Raw genomic sequence first — 24,060 nt, forward strand, 5'->3', positions numbered from 1 at the left:
CGAGCGATCGAAGAAAATGGCGGCGCGAGATCATTCTCGATTCACCTTTGTTGTTTTCCCCTTCGCTGGGTAGCGACTTGGATTGAGAGTCAGACTCAGCCAATCCCAATCCGGCACCTCCCCCTGTTCCCCCAGCCGCCGGGCAATCAGCCCATGCTGATAGTCAACGGGAAACACCCAGGAACTCGCCACATCGAACATGCCCTTGAGCTTCTCCGCGCCCTTGGGCCAGGTCGGCTCCTTCAGTAAGACCTCGCAGAACATGCGGCACGTCGAGGGGTTGAAGCGCACCAGCAGCGGTTGAAGAGGGGCGGCCATGACATAGCTACCCGGACGGGGCTGTGCTCGCCAGTCCGTTGCTGGCTTGAGCAGGGCATCAACTTTGCTCCAGTCGCCTCCTTCACCGGTTGGGCTGGCTGTGAAGACCCAGAATCTCACCTTGTCGATACATTGCAGCGCATCGGTCAGCGGGCCAACCTGCATGGTCCAGGAGGTGGGCGGCAGCGGGCCGTTGGCGGGTGGCACCCACACCAGCGGCGTCTCCACCTTGTCGACGTGCAGATAATCGAGCGCCACCGCCAGGCGCGGCTTGCCGTTGCCCGCCTCGGTCCTGACCTGGCGGATGGGCGTGGCGTCGGCTTCGTTGAGCAGCGTGCCGGACGGTGCCGTCAGCAACCATTGCTTCAGTTCGCCGTTCAGGTTCTGCGTGCCAAGCGGGCCACCCGACGAACTCACGATCAGCTTGGTGGGGCCGCCGTGCTTGTTGGTACTCTGCGTGGCGGACAGTCCGGGGTCGAAGGCGCTGCGCACCTGAACCAGCTTTCCACCATGTTGCAGTCCCACCGTGTACACCCCGGCGCGATGGGAGTGCCCGCTCAGGTGATAGTCCACCTTGTCATGGTTGGGCTGGTCATGACCCGCCACGCAGGTGTGGAAATACCAGTCGACATTGCGCTCGCAGGTTCCCATATTATTCAGGTTCCAGCCCCCGGCGTTGTCCTCGAAGCGCATCGTCTTCAGAGCATTGGGGCTCTGCTGGGGTTCGATCTGGCGGCCTTGCTTTGAGAGTTCAATCGCGCCGTCATAGTTGACGATGGTGAAGTGCGAGAACACGGTCAGGCTGGCGCCGATGTCGCGCTTGCGGCGGCGCCCGCCTTGCAGCAGGAATTTCTGTTCTTCTGAGAGGGATTGCGTTGCCCGGGGGAGGATACCGAGCCCCTGTTTGTCGGCTCGACTGGGCAGATGTTCAGCTACCCAGCGGATCTTGTCGTCAACCTCGGGGAGCTTGTCGATGCCTCCCAGGGGATTGAGATAGTTTTCGCCACTGCCCCAGTCCAGGCCGAGCAGCGTCTGTCTTGGCCCGTAATCCAGGCGCCAGTCCGAGAGGGGCGTGATGAGGGTGAAGAACCAATCGAAGTTCGCGGGCGTAAAGTTCTTTGCCGTGAGGACCTGCGCATAGGTGGGGCCATACGCCAGGCAGATTTCGTAGAGGGTGAGGTTGTGGTCCGCCGCGATCCCGGCGTTCGCCTTGGCCTCGGCCCAATCGCTGGCGCGATCGAAGTCCTGGTAGATTTCGGCGGCTTTGTCCGCCGCCTTGCTGCTGCCGTGCTTGCCCAACTCACGGCCGGCGAGACCACCGAGAGGTCCGCCGAGGATCCCGCCGAGGATCCCGGCCCCGGCGCTGGCCACTTTGCCGAGATCCTCGATCTTGGCGGGGTCGATCGCTCGCGGCCCGTGCGTGCCCTTGAGCGCCCCGACTTGCTCCAGCGCGCCGGCCGTCGCGACCCACGGGTTGGTGCGTGGCGATACTCCGTACGGCACCGCGTAGGCCTCATGGTTGCCGGTCGTCAGGAACACCGGCAGCTTCAGGTCCCGATAGGCATGGCGCAGCAGCGAATAGAGCAGCATGTCATCCGCGCCGCGCTGGTAGAGTTTCCCATTGCGGATCTGGTTGAGGACGTTGAAGGCGTTCCACTGCTCGGCAATGGTACTGCCAGTTTCCGCCGGCACAATGTTGCGGTTGAAGTCGATCAGATCGCCGGTGATCACCAGGGCGTCGGCGCGGCCTGCCTTGCCGAACTGTTCGATCAGATCACGCAGCGCCAGGAAACTATTGCACAGATGGGAAGCGCGTGGAGTCGGAGGCGTCCCCGGCACTGGCGTGCCATCGGTAGTTTCGATCAGGCACGCCGGAGACTTCTGCAGGGCCAGGTGGCGAACGTTGACGTGGACATCCGACAGGTGTCCGAGCTTCAAGGTAGCGATCGGCTTCTGGATGACCGGATGCCACGCCGTCAGGCGGTGTACGGTATCGGCCTTCAGCGGCGGCAAAGCGAATGCCGTGGCCTTGTCCACATCGTATTCGTAGAAGCGCGGCACGTGGTTCTGACCATTCTGTTGCTCGGATTTCGCCTGCGCGTCGAGGAAATCCAGAATCACCTGATCCTGGTACTCCCAGGCCTGTACGCCCTTGACCTCCGGACGTTGCGCATACCTGGACGGCACCGGGACCATCCACGCGAAGGTATGCATGAGGGTGAGGTCGGGCTTGTCGGGCAACGTCGCGAGATCGATGTCAATCTCGTAGACATGCGTCATGTCCTTGTACAGCCTGACTGTCTCCGGGCGGATGATGGCCACCGGCTCGCCACGGTGATCGACCATCAGCCCGCCATGAAACCGTCCGACCTGCCAGACGTTGACCACCTCCATGGCGCGAGAGGCGGCCTTGCCGTCCCGAAACAGCATGGTGTCCTTGGGCTCGGCCGCAGTCCCTTTGCCCTGGATCGGGTACAGGCGCAGATGGCGGTCCACGAAGACGGGGCCGTACTTGGCCTTGATGATCTTGCGGCCGTAGTACTCAACGGGCTGCACGGGCTTGCCCACGCCGAAGTACTGCTCTGCCATGGCCTCAGCCGCGATAAAGAGGCTGCACCGGGTCTGCTTGGGCGGCAGGACCAAGGGCGTACCCAGACTGGGACTGAGGATGATGGCACGGATAGGCGCTTTTTCCTCGCAGTCCACACACCCTTCGAGCTTCCGCTCATGCGTGACACTGGTGCGGGCGATGCGCACCCTCTCGGCGGCGGTGAGTTCGGGAGTGGTCATGATGCAATTCTCGATGTCAGGTCGTCGGCAAAGCGCTTGCGCATGGCTTTCAGTTGCTGCCCTCCAAGCAACGCCAAGACATGCCAATCCCCATCGGGTATCCCATCCACGGCAGCTAGGAATCGTGACTCGGCATGGAGCGGTGATGCCAGCGCTTGCGCCATGGCAGGCGCGGCCTGGTCGAAGGTAAAGCAGGCATTGAGCCCGATGGAGCAGAACAGGCGGATGCTGGACTGGGAGTCGAGACCGTAGTTGCGCGCGCGGCTGACAAGATCGGCAGCGAGCTGGTATTGCAAATGGGGCGCCAGTGAATCGAGCTGTTCCGATCGCGTCTCGTCGGCGAGGATCCAGCTGAGGGCGAGGTCCGCCTGGCCTGATTGGCCAAATGCCTGCATGAGGGCGTTTGGCAAGGTGAAGCTCGCGTGCTCCGGCTGGAACGTTGCTTGGTTCGGGCCCTCGATGGCATGCCAGTGCAGTTCGCGGTCCCAGAAGGCGATGGTTTCGATCGGGCCAATCAGCGGGGAGCGAATGGAGTCCGGGGCGGAGCGCAGAAGCACCGGCAGAATTCGCGGATCGTAGTAGCGGAGCTGAACGCTCGTACCGTCTTCGAGCACGCCATTCAGGCAACTGCGCAAATGGGTGTGCAGCTTGAAGGTTGGCAGTGGGCTGCTGAGAAAACTGACGACCCACCCGTACGCCATCAGCCCCGTGATGGTTTCGAGAGCTGCGGGATTTGCACCGTTCAGTTCGACGAGGTAGGGCCCGACGGTTTCCAGTTCCGCCTCCGGTGTTTGGCGCAGGATCGGCTCGAAGGGGAGGGCGTGCTCCTGCAGGAGCGAAACCAGTTGAACTTCCGTGAAGTGCAATTGCCCTGCGTCGACCAGCGCATACCCTGGGGTCGGCCCGGTCTGCGCCAGCCAGCGCTGCAAATCGGCGAGAAGCGCTCTTCGGAACGTCTCGCGCAGCGGGGGCTGCCGCCAATCGGTGTCCACGTGGATGCTGGAGTTCATGCGCGAGGTCCCGAGTTGCCACGCTCCGTGATTGCGGCACCTTCCCGGGCCGCCTGTACGGCACACGGCAGGCAAACATCCGACGGCGGCACGCCGACAACGGTACGCATCGACTTCGGCCCAGGCAGGTCGTGTGCCGCGGCATGCGCTCTCCACGTGCCTGTCGTGCCTTCCACGATGCCGCCGTCGGTGATCTTCAGGAAACTGCCTCCAACCGAAAAGGTCACGGCCTGGGGCGATGCAATCTCGATACGCTCTTGGGCACTGATGAGCCGCAGCACCCGCTGCGCAATCGCCTCGATGTCGTCGCTCTGGGCCTGGACCTCGATCTTTCCCTTGGCCGCGATGAAGCGCAGACCGCGCCGGCGAGCGAAGAGCACCAGGCTATCGCGCGCGCTGGCGAGGAAACTCTTGTGCGTCGCCAGTGCCAGATGCTCGCCGGTCGAGAGCGCCGTGTGCCGGGCAGCGTGCAGGTGGATGTCTTTGCCGGCGGTCGCGGCGATGCCGGCCGGACTGGCCAGAACGAGTGCCGGCTGTTCCAGTTCGTCCTGCTCTCCACTGCCGTGGATGGCTTCGTTCTGCGCATGGAGTGCATCGGCAACGGCGACCTGTTCACCTGCCAGCGCCTGCTGAGCGTCTGCGGATTCTCCCAGCGAGCGCTGGATGTCCTGACCGCTTTTGAGCCGCGCCGCGGTTTCACTCAGGTCCTTATGATGCCCGCAGGCATTCTGGCGGGCCTCTGTGGTGATCAGCATCCCGGCCCCTGCGCGAGCGCAGCCCCAGCCATCGGTACGCAGTTCGTACCCTTCGCCGCGCCTGTCCTTGCGTCCGTCATGGTCAGGTATGCGGATCATGTACCCCATGCTCAGCATCGAGGCCTGGTGGTCGCTGCTGATCTGCGTTTGGATCTGCCCCTGGGTGTCATCCTGCACCAAGGTGTTGTGCCGCTCGCCAAACAGCTCTTTGCTGCGGAATCCCGACAGGGCATGCTGAGCGGGCAGTGCCCAAGGCGGCATATTGACCCGGTTGGCGACACGCCCGGTGATGATGGGGCAATCGGCATTTCCGGTGAGGAAATCGACGATGACTTCCTGGCCGATACGCGGCAGTTGAATGGCGCCATAGTTGTCGCCTTGCCAGTTGGAGGCGGCACGTATCCAGCAGGAGCTATGCTCGTTGTGCTGGCCGATGCGGTCCCAGTGGAACTGCACCTTGACCCGGCCGAACTGGTCCACCCACAACTCTTGGTTCCCGGGCCCGACGACCGTTGCCGTTTGCGGCCCGAACGTGCGCGCTCGCGCCTGCTCGCAATCGGGTCTGAAGATCTCGCTGCTTGGCTGGGCATCGAAATCCACCTCGCATCGCCATTGCTGACCCTGGCCGGAGGCTTCGGCCACATCCTCGATCTCGAGGCGGGTTGCGAGAACGAGATACTCCCGATTCGCTTGCCGGCTTGGATGGTTGGCGAGCTTGAAAGTGTGCCCCGGAGCCATGCCGCGCAGATTCCCACGGCCCTTGGCGCGGCTGCCATGCTGCCGGATCGATTCGATGCGGATACGCGATAGCATATCGCCCTCGCGCCAGGGGTCGTTGTCCGTCGCCGGCTGTGCGTGCGTGCCGGGCCAAGCTACCATCTCGCCGTCGGCGTGAGCAGTGTCCCGCGGATCGGCGGTGCCAACGGTCAGGTCAGCTCGCGGCTTCACGAAATCGTAGTCGTTGCTCGTCCACTTCCCCGATACCAGTTTGTCCACGAGCCGGAAGTCGAACAGGTGTTCTTCATCGATCCGGTCCGCGCTGCGGTACCAGCGCAGGGTGTGATAGGCCGGGCTCGCAAAGCGTCGGAAGGCGCCATTTCCATCGCTCAGCACAAGCCGGTGCCTGCCATCGGAGTGCTCGAAGAACCAGGAGATTCCCCATTCCTCGGTCAACCGCTTGAAGAAGGCATAGTCGGTCTCCCCGTACTGCACCTGATACTCCCGCTTCGGGTAACGCGCCACATCCAGCCGTTTCTCCACTGGAAAGTTGTAGTCGGTGAGAAGGGCATCCAGGATCTCGACAACGGTCTTGTGCTGGAAGATCTTGTGGTCGGTGGTGAGGGTGGAGAGCCATAGCCAGGGCCTCAGCGTGAGCCGATATGCGAACTGACGCCCGACGAGGAAGGGGCCGCGCACTTCATCGACGAGCCCCGTGATTTCCCGGGTCCCGGCGCCGATGCCACCGGACAGTCCGATGCCAGTGCCGTCGAGCTCGATCTCGAGCGTGAGCTCCTTACCCTGCATGGCCTCCAGGTCCAGGTTGGCTCCCGGCCCGATGCGGACGTGTGAATGATCGGGCGTCTTGAGCTCGATCTCATACGCAAAGAGCGTGTTGATACCGTCCCGCCCCTTGAGGCGTGAAAGAGTGAGAGAGCCACCAGGGACAAGCGGCAGGCCGGGGCCCTTGACCGTGATGGAGCGCCGCGGGTGGAGTGGCAAGTCGCGAGAGCCCATGATTGTGGTCCTTTACGGAAGACGGCAGGATCAGCGCGCGGCCATGCAGGTGGCCATGCGTTGGCGAAGTTGCGTTTCCCAGCCGGTCAGTTCCCCCCGCGTCCAGGGCCAGCGGAGTCCGGGCATGGCCTCGATCGGCATGAAATAGACACAGCCGCTGGGCGGGCTGTGTTCCGTCTTGAGTTCGCCGGCGGCACGCAAGACTTCGAGGGCGGACAGCACTGCGGCTGGCTTGGTGTTCAGTACTCGGGCGAGGTTGTTGGCGCTATAGCGGCCCCCGCGGCGTAGCTGGAGATACTCTCGTACCGTCTGGATCAGCTTGGGATCTGGAGAAATGGCGCGGCGGCGGGTCATGGCGTCTCCTGTGTCCAGCGTGTGACGAGGTCGGGCGGGATGGCCTGGAATACCTCGGCAAAGGGCTTGCCTGCGAGGTGCTCGGCCTGACGAAGCAGCAGCGAGACGGGGCTGCTCGGCTCATGGTTCTCGAACCATTCGCGCGCAGCGCGGACCTGCACGACGGCGGCCTCGCGGCCGGTTGGCACGTCGGAGGCGTTCTGCGGGAGGTCGGTGGCAACGCCCGTGTCGAGCGAGCCAGGCGGCGGCGAGGGCAAGTGCGTGGGGGCGGAAGTGCCAAAGGAAGATTCGTCGCACAAGGCGGCAGGCTGCGCCAACTCCGGATTACCGACGAGGTGCAGCAAGCGGAGCAGCGGACTGAGGTCGGGCGCATCGCCCGGCAGGTTTGCCTCGCACCAACGCTGGACGGACTGTGCCAGCGCGCAAGCCTGGTCCAGCGCCGCAATCGTTGCCAGACCCTGCTGCCGGTAGGCTTCCAGCTGTTGCCTGACGGCATCGGGCGCCAGTGCGTCGTGCGGACGCGGGGCGCCCAGCGCGCGCTCGATGTCCCGAATTTGAAGGCGCGTGGTGGCGTTGCCGCCAAGGCTGATTTCGCGCACATCGGACAGCAAGCCTTCCAGGTCGGTGAGTGCTGCGAGTGCATTGGCGCGCAGGGCGGGATCCTGCTCGCCGTCCACCTCGAGCTGCGGATGAATCTGGGCTGGATAGGCTGTCAGCAAGGCACACAGCAGGGCCAGGCCATCGCGCAGTCCTTCGGCTTGCTCCAGCCGCGTGCGGCAACGCAGGAAGAGCGTCAGCAGGCGGATATCCTTGCTGCGCAACAGCAGCCGCTGGCAGTCACGTTCCAGTTCCGTCCAGTTCAGTGGATCGGCTGGCGCGACGAAGTTCCCATACTGCGCTGATTCGCGTGGAGCGGCTTTAGCCATGAGTACCACGAATTCGGGATCGTATTCGAGGTCGCGGCCGCAAGGAACTGCAGCATCCACCGGCAATGCCAGGTTTGCGAACCGTATCTTGGCAGCAGGCACTGACTTGGGTGACTTGGTCCTTGCCTTCATCGTTGTTCCATGGCTGATCGGGTGACGTATTGTTCGGGCTGGAAGACCATCCCTGAGATAGGGCGGCTGGCGTCCGACTCACCGAGCCAGGTGGACCAGCCCAGTTGCTCCTGCGCGCCGAGCACGGCAGGCGGTGCGGCGTTCGGCCGAACCTGCAGTTCGACTTCCCATTCGAATTCAAAGCCGACGAAGCTGCGTACCCAATCGACCAGCACCGGCAGGTCCCGGCCCTTGGGCGTGAAGTCGAGGTACTGTTGCAGGTCCAGCGGGCCGATCACCAGCCGGAACCGGTGCTGACGGTCGGGCACCGACTCGCCCAGCAACGCGCCTTGGCCCATGATGCTCGCTGCGCCGGGGCGGCCTAGGTGGCTGTGCTCGGCCGGATCCAGGGCGATCCAGTGCAGCACGAATTCGTCCAGCCGCACCGGAACGCCGAAGAAGTGGGCGAGCGCGCCGACGATGCCGTCCGGGTTGCGCGATTCGCGCACGTGGTGGGCGCTGGCAGCCAGGCGCGCATGCGGCGGCAGCGGACTGCTGCCGATTTCACCGGCCTCGTGGCCGGCGAGCCAGCCGATATAGCGGGAGAACACTTCCTCGCCTTCCCGGTCGAGGCCGGCGGTCGCCTGCGAGCCTGCCCAGGCGCGATAGAACTGTGTCAACGCCCGGTGGTGGAAGAGATCGAGAAAGGCGGCGATCGTATCGTCGCGGTGTGCTGCGCTACGCTCGCGCACGATCTCCGTCATGTGTAGCGGGAGCGCGCCATTGGGACCGAGCATACCGAGCCCGAACAACTGAATACGCAACCCGTTCTCACCCGCCTCCAGCTTTGCGATTTCCCGCGGTGCGAAGGTGAGGGCAGCGGTCTGTCCGATGCGGAACGGTTCCGCTTGCGGACGTGATGCGCGGCCGACTGGAGGCAAGTCCGGATGGCGCGCCGAGAGGCCGCGCAGCAGGCCGAGGAAACTCAGTTTCCACGGCGCCACACCCGCATAGTGGCTGGTGGCGTTGTGCGTGGGCCTGGCCGGCGGGCCGATGTCATCGGGACCTTGGAACATGGTTAGAAGGCGCTGCGGCCCCCCATGCGCGGCGCCCAGCGGTGAATCAGGCCGCGCTCCATCGCGTACAGCTCCGTTTCCGTGAAGGCATTGACCGAGACGTGGCGTGCTAGAAAATGCTCGATCACCACGCCGAACAGGTAGGGGCTGATCCCGGAGAACCCGCTTTCATCCACGGTTAGCTGGCACTGGATGCCCCGGCCATAGAGAATCGGACCGTTTCCCGGCAGGCGCCGCGTGACGGGCAATACACGCGAGCCGATGAGGCTTTCGATCTGCCGTTGCTGGGCGGTGTCGTCGCTGGCCACGAACAGCCGCAACATACTGCGCAGACCCTGGCCGCCCTCGCGATGATCCAGATCCGTGAGCGACAGATAGTTGAAGCCCAGCTGCCGGATCAGCCGCCAGGCCATCTCGCCTTCGGCAAAGGGCGCGCGCGGCGCCGATGGCGGACGGATCAGACTGACCCCGGCGACGGGGATGGAGTCGGGCGAGCGGAGATCGTTGAGTCCGTCGCGTGGTATCAAATTCGGCAGGTCCCGGTTCGTGACCATGGCCTCTACCGACAGGTAATGCAGATCGTTGGAGTAGGGGGCCTCGTTCTGGTCCACCAGTGAGACAAAGACCTCGGTGCCGGTATAGGGCGTGCGCGTGCCGTACTTGCGCGCGTGATTGGAGAGGAGCCGCCGCTCGCGCCGCACAGAGAAATACCGGCCGTGGTTGCCCTCGTCGCTGTTGAGCGTGGCAAAGAGGGGGCGAAAATCGATCGGAGTGCTGTGCTCGTGCGCCTGCCCGGACAGACCCTGGACGGAGAAGATCTCGTAGTCGAGCGGGCGGCGACGGTCCGCCACCAGATGGAATTCCGTGCGTCCGGGATCGATTTCCATCCGATCGGTGCGCATTGGGAAGAGGTTGACGACGGGCGTGCAGAAGAGCGCGAACTGCGCAGCATCGACCTGGCTGGCAAGGGTGCCCGGCGGCTTCGAGAGCAGCACGACAAGCTCCGCCTCCCGGCTATCCACCTTGGCCAGTCCAGGCCGGAGCCCGTTGAGGCCGAAGAAGAAGAAGCGCTGCGGGCAGGCAAAGTACTCATGCACCAGGTTATGGCCGTGGAACTTGTTCCAGGCCAGCGGCAGTGCGCTCTCGTCAGGTGCCATACCGACATAGCCGACGGCGTTGGTCGTGACCGCGCTGGGTCGCTCGCTCATCGCCCCGGGCTTGCCGATGAGGATGGCGCTGCCAGCGCTGTGCAGCAGTTCAAACAGGTGCGTTGCGACCTGGTCCTGACCGCTCAGGTGGACCGGCAGGCAATCGAGGCCAGTCAGCTGCGCAAAGGTAATGTCGCGGTTGAGCCGCAGGCGGATCCGTAATGCTCCTTGCACGCTCACATGGGCTGGCACATACCGTTCCAGTCCCTGGATGTCCGTCGGAATCCCGGTGAGCCGCGCCTCGGCAATCTCGATGGGCCAGAGGGAAAGTGGTTGCGTGGTGCGGAATTGGCACTGAGTGGATTCGCCGGCAGGTGCCCGGGCAAGGAGCGAGGTGCCACGCGGCACCGCGACGCCACGTACGAGGTCGCCTTCCCTGTGGCTTGGATGAAACCGCGCGACCGCGATGGCAGGTGTGGGTGCGATGTAGTTCGGATAGACGACCTCAAGCAGCCGCTGGGTGAAGCGAGGGAACTCCGCATCCAGTTTGATCTGGGTGCGGGCCGACAGGAAGCAGAAGGCCTCGATCAGGCGTTCGACATAGGGGTCGGCGACCTCGATGCCATGCATGCCCAGGCGCCTGGCGACCTTGGGGTGCTGCCGCGCGAATTCGCCGGCAAGCTCGCCCATGTAGACGAGTTCCCGGTTGTAGTAGTCGAGCAGTTGAGGGTCCATGGCGTCAGTGAGCGCTAAGCGACTGGAGTTGTATCCGGCTGGTTTCGAGATCCAGCGAGCTTTGTGCGGTGAATGCCATGGGGTACGGGTCCATGTGGATGAGCCCGCGGATCTCGAACAGCAGCACGTTGTAGCGGTGAGGGGCGTCTTCCTTCATCAGCGGCCGGACCTTGAGGGAGCCCGGTATCAGCCGCGGCTCGAAGTCTTCGATCGCGCGTTGCACGATGCCGATGATGTCGTCCCACTTGTGCTCGGATAGATAACTGCCCGCCACCGGTGGAACGCCGTAGTTCAGCGTCGAACTGGCGGCCTCGGGATACCGCTCGCGGTCGATCTCGTCCTCGCGGTTGGTGGTGTTGAGCAGGTAGGTGAGGTCGCGCTGGATGATCTCGCGCATCTGCGCACGGGTCACGGTGAATTCGCCTGGCCCCTCCGATTGACGCAGTGGCGCATCGTCGCGAAGGCGATCGAAGAGCGTGGGAAGCAACTGCGCATTGGGCCGGCGTGGCGTGCGGGGATTACTCATGGCCGTTTTCGCTTATCGTCAACGTTGTCACTTCGAGCAGGCCGATATCGCCGGCATTGGTCATCCAAGTCTTCTGGCCGGAAGCGATGACCCCGGTTTGGCCAATCTCGGTCCACCGGGTTTCCCGTGCGAGGCGGATGGCGTCACTGCCTTGCTCGGAGCCTGGATAGCGCACGGGTATGAATCCGCGGACAACCACTCCATCGGCGAGGGTCAGCGTGGCCGGGCGCCAGATCAGATCGAGCAGGCGGGCTACCGGATCCATCTCGAGTTTGCGTAGTTGAGCAAATGGCAGCCAGGCATAGCGGCGGGCCGCGACAATCTCACAGGCAGGACCAAGGCGGGTGTCGCTGTCGGTGATCCAGTCAAAACGGGCGCCATCATGGTGGCCGGAGGAAACCGTCACCACGGACAATGCCAGATGGCGGTCGCGGTCGGCGCCGTCAATGTCACCCGCTGCGGCCGACGCCAGTGCCGCGCGCAGGTGCCCCATCCACGCTGGCGCGGGCAGCAACGCGCCAGGTTCGCGCACTCCCTTGAATACCTCCAGGCGGAAGACCTCGGCACGAATCAGATCGCGATAAACGTGTGAGGTCTGTACAAAATCGGGCGTCAATTGGGCGACAACCTGCAGTTGCTTGAGGGCGCGCGGCCAGTCTCCCACTACGCAGAGCCACTGGAACAACTGCCAGCGAGCCGGGAATGCGGCGGGCTGCCGGCGTACCAAAGCCTCTGCCGTCGCCAGGGTTTCGGTGATAGAGCCCATCTGCCGGAGAATAGCCGCGAGACCGGTGCCGCCACGTTCGCTGGACGCGGTATCAGGCGTCATGGCCGGGCGCCTGCGCTGGCGCCGGACGATAGGCGCTGTCCATCGAGACGAGGTGGTGCTCGCGGCGGCTAAGGGGCGAGGCGACATCGCGCACTCGGGTGGGGACGATGCCGCCCGCAAAGAGGCGTAGTACGTCTGGTGCCGGCGCTGCCGCAAAGAGCGCGAGACCATCGAGGTCGTCGAGGGGCTCGCTCAGGCCGCTGATGCTTGCGGGGCCTTCCAGCAGTTCGAGCAGGCTGCGCTTGTCGTGCCCTGTGGGTTCCCGGGAGGGACGCGGATCGGGACCCGACCCAGTTGGCGCGGGTTCGTGCAGCGCTGCGACGGTCGCCGTGTGCATGCTCACGTAGTTCGGGTCCTGCAGTACTGACTCGGCTTCGTACATGAGCAGCTCCAGGATGTCCACAGACTCGGCCGGCTCGGAACGCGCTGGCCCGGTGCACCTCGGGCCGGCGGCGGGATCCAGCAGTGAGAATGGACTGTTCTCATCTGCCAGGGAAGAGCCGACCAAATGCCAGAGATCGCCTTCGCCGGCGGAAGTCTGTCCGGGGCCGCCGCCTTCCATCGATGGCTTTTCCAAGTCGCACATATTCGTCTTTTTCAACATGCTCGTCCGTTCTAAGCTTTGGCTTCCCTGGATGCGGATAGTAATCGCAAATCATGGAATGGCAAAAGAAAAATAGCCATTGTGAGTCGTCAATAAGATTTTGGTCGGATAAATCTTATATTTATCTAGGTTAACTCCCGCTTTTTATGCGGAAATCTCCATCTCTGCCTTGATATCTTCTGGTTTTTCTACTGGGTTGAAAATTTGCGAGGCGGAACTGGAATTCTGCGGAGGCTTGGTTGAAACGGCGTAGCGTATTGTCTATTCAAGAGATGCATGAAATCGACGTGCTGTCGGTTGCGGGGAGACTGCAAGGAAATTCGACAGGACGCTTTTCTCAGGATGATTGCGTGTCGATTGCTTTTCCACTAGCCTAAAAAAGAAGAATTGATGTTGCGCTTCAACGGGCAATAGCAATGGCCCATTCAGAAAAGACGAAAGGCATCGGATGGATATCTCGCGTCAGGCGCTGTTTGGCCGACTCAATCCCACGCTGTTCAAGGCGATCGAAAGTGCAACGGTCTTCTGCAAGCTGCGTGGCAACCCCTATGTGGAACTGGTGCACTGGCTGCACCAGTTGCTGCAGGCACCGGATGGCGATCTGCAGCGAGTGCTTCGAGATGCGGGGGGCGACTCGCAGGCTCTCGATGCGGATCTCGCACGGGCGCTGGCGGCATTGCCTTCCGGCGCGACTTCGATCAGTGATTTCTCATTTCAACTCGAGTCCGCGATCGAGCGGGCCTGGGTCTATGCGACGCTGGCGTTCGCCGATGACCGTGTGCGCGGCGCTTACCTGCTGACCGCCCTGCTCAAGACGCCGGAACTGCGCCGCACGGTACTCGGCATCTCCCGGCAGTTCGCCAAGGTGCGCGCAGACGATCTGGTCGCCAGCATTCCTGCACTGGTCGCCCAATCTCCGGAAAGCCGGGAAGCCGCCTACGATGGCAGCGGCCTGGCGCCGGCCGTGCCAGGCGAGGCGAGCGGCTCTCTGGCGCCTGCGGGGCCTGGCAAAGGCGCGCTGAGGCAGTACTGCCGGGATCTGACCGAGGAGGCAAGGGCGGGCCGGCTGGATCCGGTGATCGGACGCGAAGACGAGATCCGTACGATGACGGATATCCTGCTGCGCCGTCGGCAGAACAATCCGCTCTTGACAGGGGAGGCGGGGGTGGGCAAGACCGCTGTGATCGAAGGGCTTGCGCAAGCCATTGCCGCCGGAGACGTGCCACCGAGCCTGAAGGAAGTCCGCCTGCTGAGTCTCGACGTCGGCGCATTGCTGGCCGGCGCCAGCATGAAGGGCGAATTCGAGGCGCGCCTGAAGGGAGTACTCGAGGAAGCCGCCAGATCCCCCACACCCGTCATCCTGTTCGTCGACGAGGTGCATACACTGGTCGGCGCCGGTGGGCAGGCGGGGACCGGCGATGCGGCCAACCTGCTCAAGCCTGTCCTGGCCCGTGGCGCGCTGCGCACCATCGGAGCGACCACTTGGAGCGAGTACAAGCGCCATATTGAGAAAGATCCGGCGCTGACCCGCCGCTTTCAAGTCCTGCAGGTGATGGAGCCACAGGAAGCCAACGCGATCGCCATGGTGCGCGGCCTCGTGAACACGTTCGAGATGCACCATCAAGTGCTGATCCGCGACGAAGCCGTGCGCGCTGCGGTCAAGTTTTCGCATCGGTATATCCCGTCGCGCCAGCTTCCGGACAAGGCTATCAGCCTGCTCGACACGGCTTGCGCGCGCGTTGCGCTGTCTCTGCACGCGCCACCGGCTATGGTGGAGCATCTACGCCAGAAGCTGGCCGCGGTCAATGTCGAAGCGGATCTTCTTGCCAAGGACGCTCGATTCGGTAAGGGAGATCAGTCCCGACTTGCGGAGGTCGACAACGCGATCCGACGGACCGAGGCCGAGCTTTCCCGAGCGGAGGGACGCTGGCAACGGGAAAGGGAATTGGCGATCGCCATCCTTGGCCACCGGAAAGTGATCGCCAGCACGCCAACGGCACAAGAGGGTGGTTCAGGCGCCGAGGTACTGAGAGACCTGGAGGCATCGCTGCGCGTTGCGCAAGACGGTGCCGTGCTGGTCCGCACCGAAGTCGATGAGGCCGTCGTGGCTGCAATCGTGGCCGACTGGACTGGCATTCCGGTCGCGCGCATGGTAGCCGATGAGGTCGCGACTGTGATGGCTCTGCCGCAGACGCTCGGCGAGCGGGTCATCGGCCAGGAGCATGCACTGGAGCAACTGGGTGAGCGGATCCAGACGGCCCGTGCGCAATTGACGGACCCCGACAAGCCTGTCGGCGTCTTCCTGCTGGTGGGGCCTTCCGGTGTCGGCAAGACCGAAACAGCACTGGCGCTGGCCGACACTCTCTATGGCGGTGAGCAGAACCTGATCACCATCAACCTCTCGGAATTCCAGCAATCCCATACGGTTTCGACGCTCAAGGGCGCCCCTCCCGGCTATGTCGGCTACGGCGAAGGGGGCGTCCTGACCGAGGCGGTCCGGCGCCGACCCTACAGTGTTGTGCTGCTCGATGAGGTCGAGAAGGCGCACCCGGATGTGCACGAGGTCTTCTACCAGGTCTTCGACAAGGGATACATGGAAGACGGGGAAGGGCGCTACATCGATTTCCGCAACACGATCCTGCTGCTGACCAGCAATGCGGGTTCGGATCTGCTGGCCAGCCTTTGCGACGATCCGGCGTTGATCCCGGAGCCGGCGGCGCTGCGCGATGCGCTGATGCCGGAGTTGCGCAAAGTGTTCCCTGCCGCGTTCCTTGGCCGCCTGGTGGTTGTGCCCTACCTGCCGTTGGCCGACGACAGGCTCGCTCGTATCGTTCGTCTGCATCTCGATCGGGTCGTATCGCGCATGCGCGAGCAACACGGCATCGCGCTGACCTACGGCGAGGCGGTCGTGTCGCACATTGTGCGGTCCTGCCCGGTTGGCGAGACCGGCGCTCGGCAACTGATCAGTTATATCGAACTGGTCATCCAACCACAACTCGCCAGACTCTGGCTCTCCGCGCTGTCAGACGGGCGCCAATTGGCCGCGATCGAGGTCAGGCACGACAGCGAAGCATCGCTCGGGCTGGCCTATCACACCGAATACCGTGCCGGCTGCGATGTCGTCGTGCCGGAGATTCCCGAAGCCAAAACGGCGTGATGCCGTGCGGCACATCCATGCAACCCGTTGGGGAGGATCATGTCTGTTGTGAACAGTTCGCAGAAATTCATCGCGCGCAACCGTGCGCCGCGCGTGCAGATTGAGTACGACGTCGAGGTGTACGGCTCGGAGAAGCGCATCGAGCTGCCATTTGTCATGGGGGTCCTGGCCGATCTGTCCGGAACGCCAGCGGAGCCGCTACCGCCGGTAGCCGATCGAAAGTTCCTGGAAGTCGACATCAATAACTTCGATGAGCGCATGAAGGCCATGAAGCCGCGCGCGGCATTCGCCGTGTCCAACACCCTGACGGGCGAGGGGCAACTGATGGTCGACATGACGTTCGAGAGCATCGAGGACTTCTCGCCGGCGGCGGTTGCCGGCAAGGTCGATGCGCTCAGGAAGCTCCTCGAAGCCCGCACGCAGCTCGCCAACCTGCAGACCTATATGGATGGCAAGTCCGGTGCCGAATCGCTGATCAACCAACTGTTGCAGGACCCGGCACTGCTGCAGGCGCTGGCCAAGGCGCCGAAGCCCAAGACCTCCGATGGCGAAAGCGACGCCGCCTATTCCTGACTGAGGCGGTGCCTCGCCCTAGTGACCCATTCCATTGATCGAGCTATCCATGGCTTCCGCACAATCCAAGCAACAAGCGACCGCCACCGGCGCTGACCAGTCCGACTTCGCGGCGTTGATCAATCGCGAGTTTTCCCCGAAGACCGATCAGGCTCGCGAGGCGGTCGATCTCGCGGTGAAGACGCTGGCCGAGCAGGCGCTGGCGTCCAGCTTCACGATGAGCGACGACGCCTACAAGAGCATCGAAGCCATCATCGGCGCAATCGACAAGAAGCTCTCGGCACAAATCAACCTGATCCTGCATCACGAAGATTTCCAGAAGCTGGAGTCGGCGTGGCGCGGTCTGCATCACCTGGTCTCGAACACCGAGACCGATGACAAGCTGCGTATCCGTGTCATGGATGTGTCCAAGGAGGAACTGCGCCGCACGCTGCGCCGCTACAAGGGCATCGGCTGGGACCAGAGCCCGTTCTTCAAGCGCATCTACGAAGAGGAGTACGGCCAGCTGGGCGGCGAGCCCTATGGCTGTCTGGTGGCGGACTACTACTTCGATCACACACCGCCCGACGTGGAACTGCTCGGCTCGCTCGCCAAGATTTCGGCCGCTGCGCACGCCCCGTTCATTGCCGGCGCCTCCCCGTCGGTGCTACAGATGGATTCGTGGCAGGAACTGGCCAATCCGCGCGACTTGTCGAAGATCTTCCAGAACCTGGAGTATGCGCCTTGGAACAGCCTGCGCAATTCTGAGGATGCGCGCTACGTAGGCCTGGCCATGCCGCGCTTCCTGTCGCGCCTGCCCTATGGCATCAAGACAAATCCGGTCGATGAATTCGATTTCGAGGAGGATACCGACGGTGCCGATCACCGCAAGTACACGTGGAGCAACGCAGCCTACGCCATGGCGGTCAACATCAACCGGTCATTCAAGCTGTATGGCTGGTGCACGCTGATCCGTGGTGTGGAGAGTGGCGGCGTAGTGGAAGACCTGCCATGCCACACCTTCCCGACCGATGACGGTGGGGTGGACATGAAGTGCCCGACCGAGATTGCCATCTCCGACCGTCGCGAAGCGGAGCTTTCCAAGAATGGCTTCATCTCGCTGGTGCACCGCAAGAACACCGACTATGCCGCCTTCATCGGCGCACAGTCGTTGCAGCGGCCGGCGGAGTACTACGACGCGGATGCCACCGCCAATGCCAACCTGTCGGCCCGCCTGCCGTACCTGTTCGCTTGCTCGCGCTTTGCACACTATCTCAAGTGCATCGTGCGCGACAAGATCGGTGCGTTCAAGGAACGCGAGGACATGCAGCGCTGGTTGAACGAATGGATCATGAACTACGTGGACGCGGATCCTGCCAACTCGTCGCAGGAGACCAAGGCGCGTCGCCCGCTGGCCGCAGCCGAGGTGGTGGTGGAGGAGACCGAAGGGAATCCTGGTTACTACAGCGCCAAGTTCTTCCTGCGCCCCCACTTCCAGCTTGAGGGCCTGACCGTGTCGCTGCGTCTGGTGGCACGCCTGCCGTCCGTCAAGGATGCCGCCTAAACAGTGTCGGAGCCCTGAATCCAACCGGTAGTTCCACAGCGGCGCACCGCCTTCCCCGCCCCCCGCATCTTGGGGAGCGGGCGGCGCTGTGGCCCTTGTCTGCAGTATCCAAACCAGAAGGAGTTATGCAATGGCACAGGACATCTTCCTGAAGATCAATGGCATCGACGGTGAGTCACAGGACTCGTCGCACAAGAACGAGATCGAAGTGCTGGCCTGGGACTGGAGCATCGAACAGCAATCCACCATGCATGCGGGCAGCGGTGGCGGTGCCGGCAAGGCAACCGTGTCCGATATGTCGTTCGAGCACTTCATCGACCGTGCCTCGCCCAACCTGATGAAGTACTGCCTGACCGGCAAGCACATCAACGAAGCCGTGCTGGTAGTGCGCAAGGCCGGCGGCAATCCGCTCGAGTACCTGAAGCTCACCATGACCGATGTGATCGTCACCAAGGTGGCGCCGCGGGGTTCGGTGGAGGACGAAGTGCGGATGCGCGAGAAGGTGGCGCTGTCGTTCTCCAAGGTCAAGCAGGAGTATGTGGTGCAGAACGCCCAGGGCGGAAGCGGCGGAGCCGTGACCGCGGGCTATGACATCAAGGGCAACAAAGAGGCCTGATCGATGTCCCTGCCGCGGCCTTTTGCCAGTGCGCTGCGGCAGGGTGTCGAAGGCTAGGTGTTCGAAGCGTTCGCAACGTGGGAGAAACAATGGGTGCCTCGTTCCATCTGTCCGGCTCGGGCGGTCGCACGGTCACGCTCAAGGGCGATGGCTTGCCGGAGCTGCTTGGACAGCCGGCGCTGACCGTGGTGCGCGTCGAGGGTCACGAGGATCTCTGCGAACTCTTCGAATACCGCGTCACCCTCAAGACGCCGGACAGCCAGAATGAACTGTTCGGTCCGGCCGCCAATCTGGACATGCCAGGCCTGCAGGGACGGGAGTTGACCATCCGGATCGAGCTGGATGGGATGGGTACTCGCATGACTGGTCGCGTTGGCGCCGGCGTTCGTGAAGTCACCGGGCTGGTCACGCAGGTGGAAGGGCCGTCCAGCGAAGGACGGTCGCTGGCGTACACGCTGACGTTGCGGCCGTGGCTCTTCCTTGCTTCGCTTACTTCCGACTACCGGGTGTTCCAGCAGAAGACGGTGGTCGAGATTCTGGATGAACTGTTGGCCGACTATACGTTCCCAGTGGAAAGGCGCCTCGACGTGGCGCGCTACCCCAAACGGGAATATCAGGTCCAGTACGGCGAGACTGACTACACCTTCTTCAAGCGGCTTACGGAAGAGTGGGGTATTGCCTTCTTCTTCGAGCATTCGCAAGGCCGTCATCGGCTGGTGCTGAGCGATGGCAACGGGGCCTTCCGCAAGCCGCGATGCCCGGCGTATCACACCGTGCGGTGGCATGATTCCGTCGGCCGCATCGACGAAGAGCACATCTTCGAGTTTGCGACTATCGACAAGCTGGTGTCCGGCGCATGGGTGTCGAACGACTATGACTTCGGCAGGCCGCGGGCGGACCTGAGCGTTGGCACGCGGGACCCGCGCGATACGGCCCATGCCGACGGGGAGATCTACCAGTGGCCAGGCGATCACGCCCAGCCGGCGACGGGAAGCGATCCATGGCGGGAGGGAGACATGCTCTCCCGCATCCGCATCGAGGCGCTGCGCCAGAGCGGCAACCGCGCCGCCGGCAAGGGAAACCTGCGAGGTCTGGCAGCCGGCAATACCTTCAGGCTGACACATCACCCGCAGAAGCTGGCCAACATCGAGTACCTGGCCTATGCCACGAGCCTGACGCTGGAAGATGTCGCTGAAGAGTCTGGACAGGGCCAGCACTGGCAGTGCGAGCTGGCCTTCGAGGTTCAGACGGCCAAGGAAATTTTCCGGCCGCTGCGGGAGGTGCCGAAGCCCCGCACCCACGGGCCGCAGACCGCTACCGTGGTCGGCCCGGAGAATCAGCAGCTATGGGTCGATGAGTACGGGCGTGTCAAGGTGCAGTTCCACTGGGACCGGGTCGGCCAGCGCAACGAGAATAGTTCGTGCTGGATCCGGCAGTCGTCGGCCTGGCAGGGCGACCAGTTCGGCGCAAGCCATCTCCCCCGTATCGGGCAGGAGGTCATCGTCGATTTCCTCGGGGGCGATCCGGACTGCCCGATCATCACGGGCCGGGTGCCCAATCGCGAGACCATGGCGCCGTGGACGCTGCCGAGCCAGCATACCTTGTCCGGGTTTCGCAGCAAGGAGCTGTTCGGAGAGCGCCACAACACCTTTCTGCAGGACGACACCCAGGGGCAGATCCAGACACAGATCGGCAGCGACCACCAGGCAACGCTGCTGAGCCTCGGCTATATCACGCGGGTGCCGAACGCCGAGGGACGCAAGGAAAAGCGCGGGGAAGGGTATGAATTGCGCACCGACGGCTGGGGTGTGCTGCGCGCGGCCAAGGGCATGCTGGTCACGACGGAAGCGCGGCCTGGGGCACAGGCCCACCACAAGGACCTGGGCGAGACCGTGCAGCGGCTCGCCGGCGGCGGCGATGCGCAGCAAGCGCTGGGGGATGCCGCGCAGCACCAGCAGGCGCAGGCGGGCGAGCAGCTCGATGTGGCGAAGGCGCTAGCAGCACAGAACGACGCGATTCGCGGCAGTGGCGAACAAGGGGAACTCAGCGCCCCGCACCTGGTGCTGGCCAGCCCGGCGGGGATTGGCGCGACCACCGCGGAGACGACACACCTGCACAGCGGCCGGCATACCGCCATCACCAGTGGAGAGCACCTATCGGTCGCCACCGGGAAGAGTCTACTCGGTTGCTTTGCGGAACGCGCGGTGCTGTTCGCACGGCAACTCGGCATGCGCTTGTTCGCGGCTAAGGGCAAGATCGAATTGCAGGCGCAGTCCGATGATATCGAGATCATCGCGCAGAAGGTGCTCAAGTTGATCAGTGTCACGGACCAGATCGAGATCAGTGCCAGGAAGGAGATCCTGGTCAACGCTGGAGGCAGCTACATCCGCCTCCATGCGGGCGGTATCGAGCAGGGGACGAATGGCAGTTGGAAGGCGCATGCCAGCTCGCATGGGCTCCCCGGTCCGAAGATCTTGGCGCAATCCCTACCACCCATGCCGCAAGGGCTGCAAGGCAGTTACGACCAGGCTTTCGTTGCGACCTGGGCCGGAACAAGGTTCCCGGCGTCGCAGGTTGGCTATCGCCTGCGTGATGCCGGCGGAAAGGTCATTGCCGAGGGTCTTACTGGCGAGAACGGGGAGACCGCGTTGTTGCAAAGCCAGGTTCCGGATGGCGTGACCGTGGAACTCTTCGACAAGCGAGGGAAGACGGCATGAGCGAGGGAAAAGAGAATTCGCTTGGCAGCGGTGACGCCATCTACACCCCGGCGAGCTGGCAGGGGCGAGCCCAGGTACGGGTATCGTCCTGCGACAAGATGGTTCCCCCGGCAACGGACAAGATCATAGGCCAGTGCATCTACTACTACCGGCCGGTCCATCCCGAGATTGTCGAGAAGAGTGGCGTCACGACCTGGGAAGCCGTGAAGGCATGGCTGACCGCATGGGACCCGTGGGACGACCAGGATGTTGTCAGGAGACTGCTGCAGAACCGTGATGTCCTGATCCAGCCGTCCAGCGATTCGCCGCTGTGGTCGCGCGGAATGAACTTCATGATGCGGCACATTGGCTGCGGGCATCAGCTGCCGAAGTACTACGTGGGGTATGGGTACTACTACTGCTCGAATTATGGGGAGAAGCTGTATCCGCGGTTGACAGCCAAGGGGAAGACTTGGCTTGTGGATGCAAGGAGAAACTTGCAGAAGAACATGGAGCTTGGCTTGGCGCAGAACATGATGGGAGATGTCATCTTGATTCCGTGCCGATTCAATAAGCGTCGTGGCTTCAGAATACAAGCCAAGCGGTTGGAGCTCGAACTGAATGGCGAAGATTTCAAGGCGTTCGCATTTAAGACCCACGTTCCTGCGTACTTGGACGGAGGATTAGCGGATCTTCCTCCGGACGATCTTCTGAGAATCGGTGGCCAGCCGAATACCGAAGAGTGGCTCGACGGGGCTACATGGGAGCAGGCCATTGATAGTGGGGCAGATGTCGGGAGGCACAAGTTGAATCAACCACGACAGACCATCAAGGAATCAGGGGAGGCGCTTGTGCGGGTGATTCAAGGCCTTCTGGCTGAAATGCAATGAGTCGCCGCTGGCTGGTCGGATTCGCTATTTTCGGGGTGCTGCTCGGCATCATTGGATATGGATGTGGGGGAACTTGGATGTGGACGAATCGTGCAACGGTACTACGCCATGACAAGCCGTACGGTGGTGCGGATTTTCGGGTGAAAGGCAATCAGCTACTCTGGCTGAAGGTCTCCCCGCCTCTTGATACTCTCAAGCCCCGTAGCGAATGGAGAGATCCGATGATCGCGGAGCCCACGGAACCGTGGATGAACAACGTACACGAGACACTGAACCGCTACACAGTTCGCTTCTTCACCGGGAGCTTCGAGCAGGATCTGACTAAGCGCTTCGAGCAGTTTGGCCAGAACGCGACTTGGTGGGTCAGCCCGGATTGGAAGGTGATCTATATCGCCACCGAATGGACCGATTACAAGCAGGGCAACGGACCCGACGGCTATGGTGTGACGCTCCACAAACTCTGGAAGAGCACTGACGGTGGCATGACATGGAGGCGCCTCGCTTGGCCCGAGGTGAACAATATCGGTCAGTTGTCTTTTCTGGATGCCGATCGCGGCTACGCGATCGGCTGGGGCCCTCGCATCTGGCGTACGGCGGACGGTGGAGAACACTGGGAAGAGGTCAAGGCACCTGCGCTCGCATACGAAGTGGATTCCGAGCGGACTCGTGCGGCGCAAATGAGCGCAAGAGCAGATGTGCGGCCGATCAAGGGGACGCGCTTTGAATTGACGGCGGCATCCCTGGAGAAAAACGGAGTACTGTTTTTTGCCTTCTTCTCACCGGAGCCATATCGCGGACAGAAGGCAGTGAGCCTGGTGTACGCGCTCCGTTGGGAGGACCCAGCGGACATCTTTGCGCGTGCCGATGAGCCCCGTGGCCCGGAGATCGTCATTCCCGAGGCGACTGTGGTGGATGTGTTGTGGGTCCGGGGCGGAGAACGGGGGCCGCGAGGCAATGCGCTGTACCTGCTGACGGAGCAGGGCCTGCCGCACAACCATGACATTCCCCATGACACGGATCGTGCGCGTCCGGCTGGCGTCTGGCGGTGGACGGGTGAGCGTGCGACACACCTGAAGACATTCGATGACGATATCCGGCCCGACGCGCTCTACGTGGGCAAGGACGGCTTGCTCTTGATCGACGCGAGCAGCAGCAGGAATGAACACGATATTGCGCTCGTCAGCCGGGACGGCGGCGAAAGCTGGACAAGGCAGGACGAAGGGCCGGGCGCAGCCGGTGGACATTTTGAGAACGGTGGCACCACCAAGTGGCGCTACTTCGGCTATTCGCTGTTGAGCCGTGAGATTCACTGAATGCGATGGGAATCGGGAGAAGACGGTGCCTCTAAAGGATACGGACCGCATTGTGTGGGAAGGGGATTGAGAGTATGAGTCTAGGCATCATCATAGTTGGAGACCGCACCGATCACGGCGGCAAGGTGATCAGTGGCTCGCCGACGCATACGATCGGCGGCAAGCCGATCGCGCGCCTGCACGACCTGGTGGATTGTCCGCTGAAGTATCCGAACGGCCGTCCTCACGGCGTCAACAAGATCATCGAGGCTCACCCGACCTTTACAGTCGGCGGGATAGCGGTGGCGGTTGAAGGTTGCCGTACGGAATGCGGCTGCAGACTGATGGCGTGCGGCAGCGCCTCCGTGGGAGATTGA

The 24,060-nt window shown here is 63.0% G+C and carries 18 protein-coding genes; 8 read left to right on the top strand and 10 right to left on the bottom strand.

Annotated elements, in window-relative coordinates:
* Positions 1–30 precede the first annotated feature (30 nt).
* From BKK80_RS10155 to BKK80_RS10200, 10 genes are read right to left on the bottom strand one after another with little or no spacing between them, the layout of a single operon-like run.
* A complete protein-coding gene (locus BKK80_RS10155; protein WP_084545539.1) occupies positions 31–3,108 on the bottom strand; it encodes a metallophosphoesterase in 3,078 nt (1,025 codons plus the stop codon).
* Complete coding sequence (locus BKK80_RS10160) at positions 3,105–4,118, bottom strand: DUF4123 domain-containing protein (protein WP_071069260.1); 1,014 nt, start codon at positions 4,116–4,118, stop codon at positions 3,105–3,107. Before BKK80_RS10160 ends, BKK80_RS10155 begins: the two co-directional genes overlap by 4 nt.
* On the bottom strand, positions 4,115–6,607 hold the full coding sequence (locus tag BKK80_RS10165; protein WP_071069262.1) for a type VI secretion system Vgr family protein: 2,493 nt from the start codon (positions 6,605–6,607) through the stop codon (positions 4,115–4,117). The genes BKK80_RS10160 and BKK80_RS10165 overlap by 4 nt, the downstream gene beginning before the upstream one ends.
* A gap of 30 nt (positions 6,608–6,637) precedes the next feature.
* Entirely contained in the window at positions 6,638–6,961 is a 324-nt protein-coding gene (locus BKK80_RS10170; protein ID WP_071037066.1) for a hypothetical protein, read from the bottom strand.
* Positions 6,958–8,019 (bottom strand): type VI secretion system protein TssA, encoded by a 1,062-nt coding sequence (locus BKK80_RS10175; protein ID WP_084545540.1) that lies wholly within the window; start codon positions 8,017–8,019, stop codon positions 6,958–6,960. Before BKK80_RS10175 ends, BKK80_RS10170 begins: the two co-directional genes overlap by 4 nt.
* On the bottom strand, positions 8,016–9,074 hold the full coding sequence (tssG, locus tag BKK80_RS10180) for a type VI secretion system baseplate subunit TssG (RefSeq protein WP_071037064.1): 1,059 nt from the start codon (positions 9,072–9,074) through the stop codon (positions 8,016–8,018). Before tssG ends, BKK80_RS10175 begins: the two co-directional genes overlap by 4 nt.
* Before the next feature lie 2 nt (positions 9,075–9,076).
* On the bottom strand, positions 9,077–10,957 hold the full coding sequence (tssF, locus tag BKK80_RS10185; protein ID WP_071069266.1) for a type VI secretion system baseplate subunit TssF: 1,881 nt from the start codon (positions 10,955–10,957) through the stop codon (positions 9,077–9,079).
* Between the two features lie 4 nt (positions 10,958–10,961).
* Complete coding sequence (tssE, locus tag BKK80_RS10190) at positions 10,962–11,483, bottom strand: type VI secretion system baseplate subunit TssE (protein ID WP_071037062.1); 522 nt, start codon at positions 11,481–11,483, stop codon at positions 10,962–10,964.
* On the bottom strand, positions 11,476–12,312 hold the full coding sequence (locus tag BKK80_RS10195; RefSeq protein WP_071037061.1) for a type VI secretion system accessory protein TagJ: 837 nt from the start codon (positions 12,310–12,312) through the stop codon (positions 11,476–11,478). The genes tssE and BKK80_RS10195 overlap by 8 nt, the downstream gene beginning before the upstream one ends.
* A complete protein-coding gene (locus BKK80_RS10200; protein ID WP_157128378.1) occupies positions 12,302–12,916 on the bottom strand; it encodes a TagK domain-containing protein in 615 nt (204 codons plus the stop codon). Before BKK80_RS10200 ends, BKK80_RS10195 begins: the two co-directional genes overlap by 11 nt.
* A gap of 448 nt (positions 12,917–13,364) precedes the next feature.
* Here BKK80_RS10200 and tssH point away from each other — a divergent pair, with 448 nt between their 5' ends.
* From tssH to BKK80_RS10240, 8 genes are all read left to right on the top strand, one after another.
* Positions 13,365–16,073 carry a type VI secretion system ATPase TssH gene (gene tssH / locus BKK80_RS10205; protein WP_071037059.1) on the top strand — a complete coding sequence of 903 codons (2,709 nt, stop codon included), beginning with the start codon at positions 13,365–13,367 and terminating at the stop codon, positions 16,071–16,073.
* 39 nt (positions 16,074–16,112) lie between these two features.
* The gene (gene tssB, locus BKK80_RS10210; RefSeq protein WP_071037058.1) at positions 16,113–16,646 is read left to right on the top strand and encodes a type VI secretion system contractile sheath small subunit; all 534 of its coding nucleotides are present in this window, start codon (positions 16,113–16,115) and stop codon (positions 16,644–16,646) included.
* 49 nt (positions 16,647–16,695) lie between these two features.
* Positions 16,696–18,189 carry a type VI secretion system contractile sheath large subunit gene (tssC, locus tag BKK80_RS10215; protein ID WP_071037057.1) on the top strand — a complete coding sequence of 498 codons (1,494 nt, stop codon included), beginning with the start codon at positions 16,696–16,698 and terminating at the stop codon, positions 18,187–18,189.
* 130 nt (positions 18,190–18,319) lie between these two features.
* The gene (locus BKK80_RS10220; protein WP_071037056.1) at positions 18,320–18,805 is read left to right on the top strand and encodes an Hcp family type VI secretion system effector; all 486 of its coding nucleotides are present in this window, start codon (positions 18,320–18,322) and stop codon (positions 18,803–18,805) included.
* Positions 18,806–18,894: 89 nt separating this feature from the next.
* Complete coding sequence (locus BKK80_RS10225) at positions 18,895–21,522, top strand: type VI secretion system Vgr family protein (protein WP_071069268.1); 2,628 nt, start codon at positions 18,895–18,897, stop codon at positions 21,520–21,522.
* On the top strand, positions 21,519–22,391 hold the full coding sequence (locus tag BKK80_RS10230; protein ID WP_071069270.1) for a hypothetical protein: 873 nt from the start codon (positions 21,519–21,521) through the stop codon (positions 22,389–22,391). The genes BKK80_RS10225 and BKK80_RS10230 overlap by 4 nt, the downstream gene beginning before the upstream one ends.
* 248 nt (positions 22,392–22,639) lie before the next feature.
* On the top strand, positions 22,640–23,704 hold the full coding sequence (locus BKK80_RS10235) for a WD40/YVTN/BNR-like repeat-containing protein (protein WP_157903198.1): 1,065 nt from the start codon (positions 22,640–22,642) through the stop codon (positions 23,702–23,704).
* A 74-nt stretch (positions 23,705–23,778) separates the two neighbouring features.
* Entirely contained in the window at positions 23,779–24,060 is a 282-nt protein-coding gene (locus tag BKK80_RS10240; protein ID WP_071069275.1) for a PAAR domain-containing protein, read from the top strand.

The organism is Cupriavidus malaysiensis, from assembly GCF_001854325.1.
Taxonomy (GTDB): domain Bacteria; phylum Pseudomonadota; class Gammaproteobacteria; order Burkholderiales; family Burkholderiaceae; genus Cupriavidus; species Cupriavidus malaysiensis.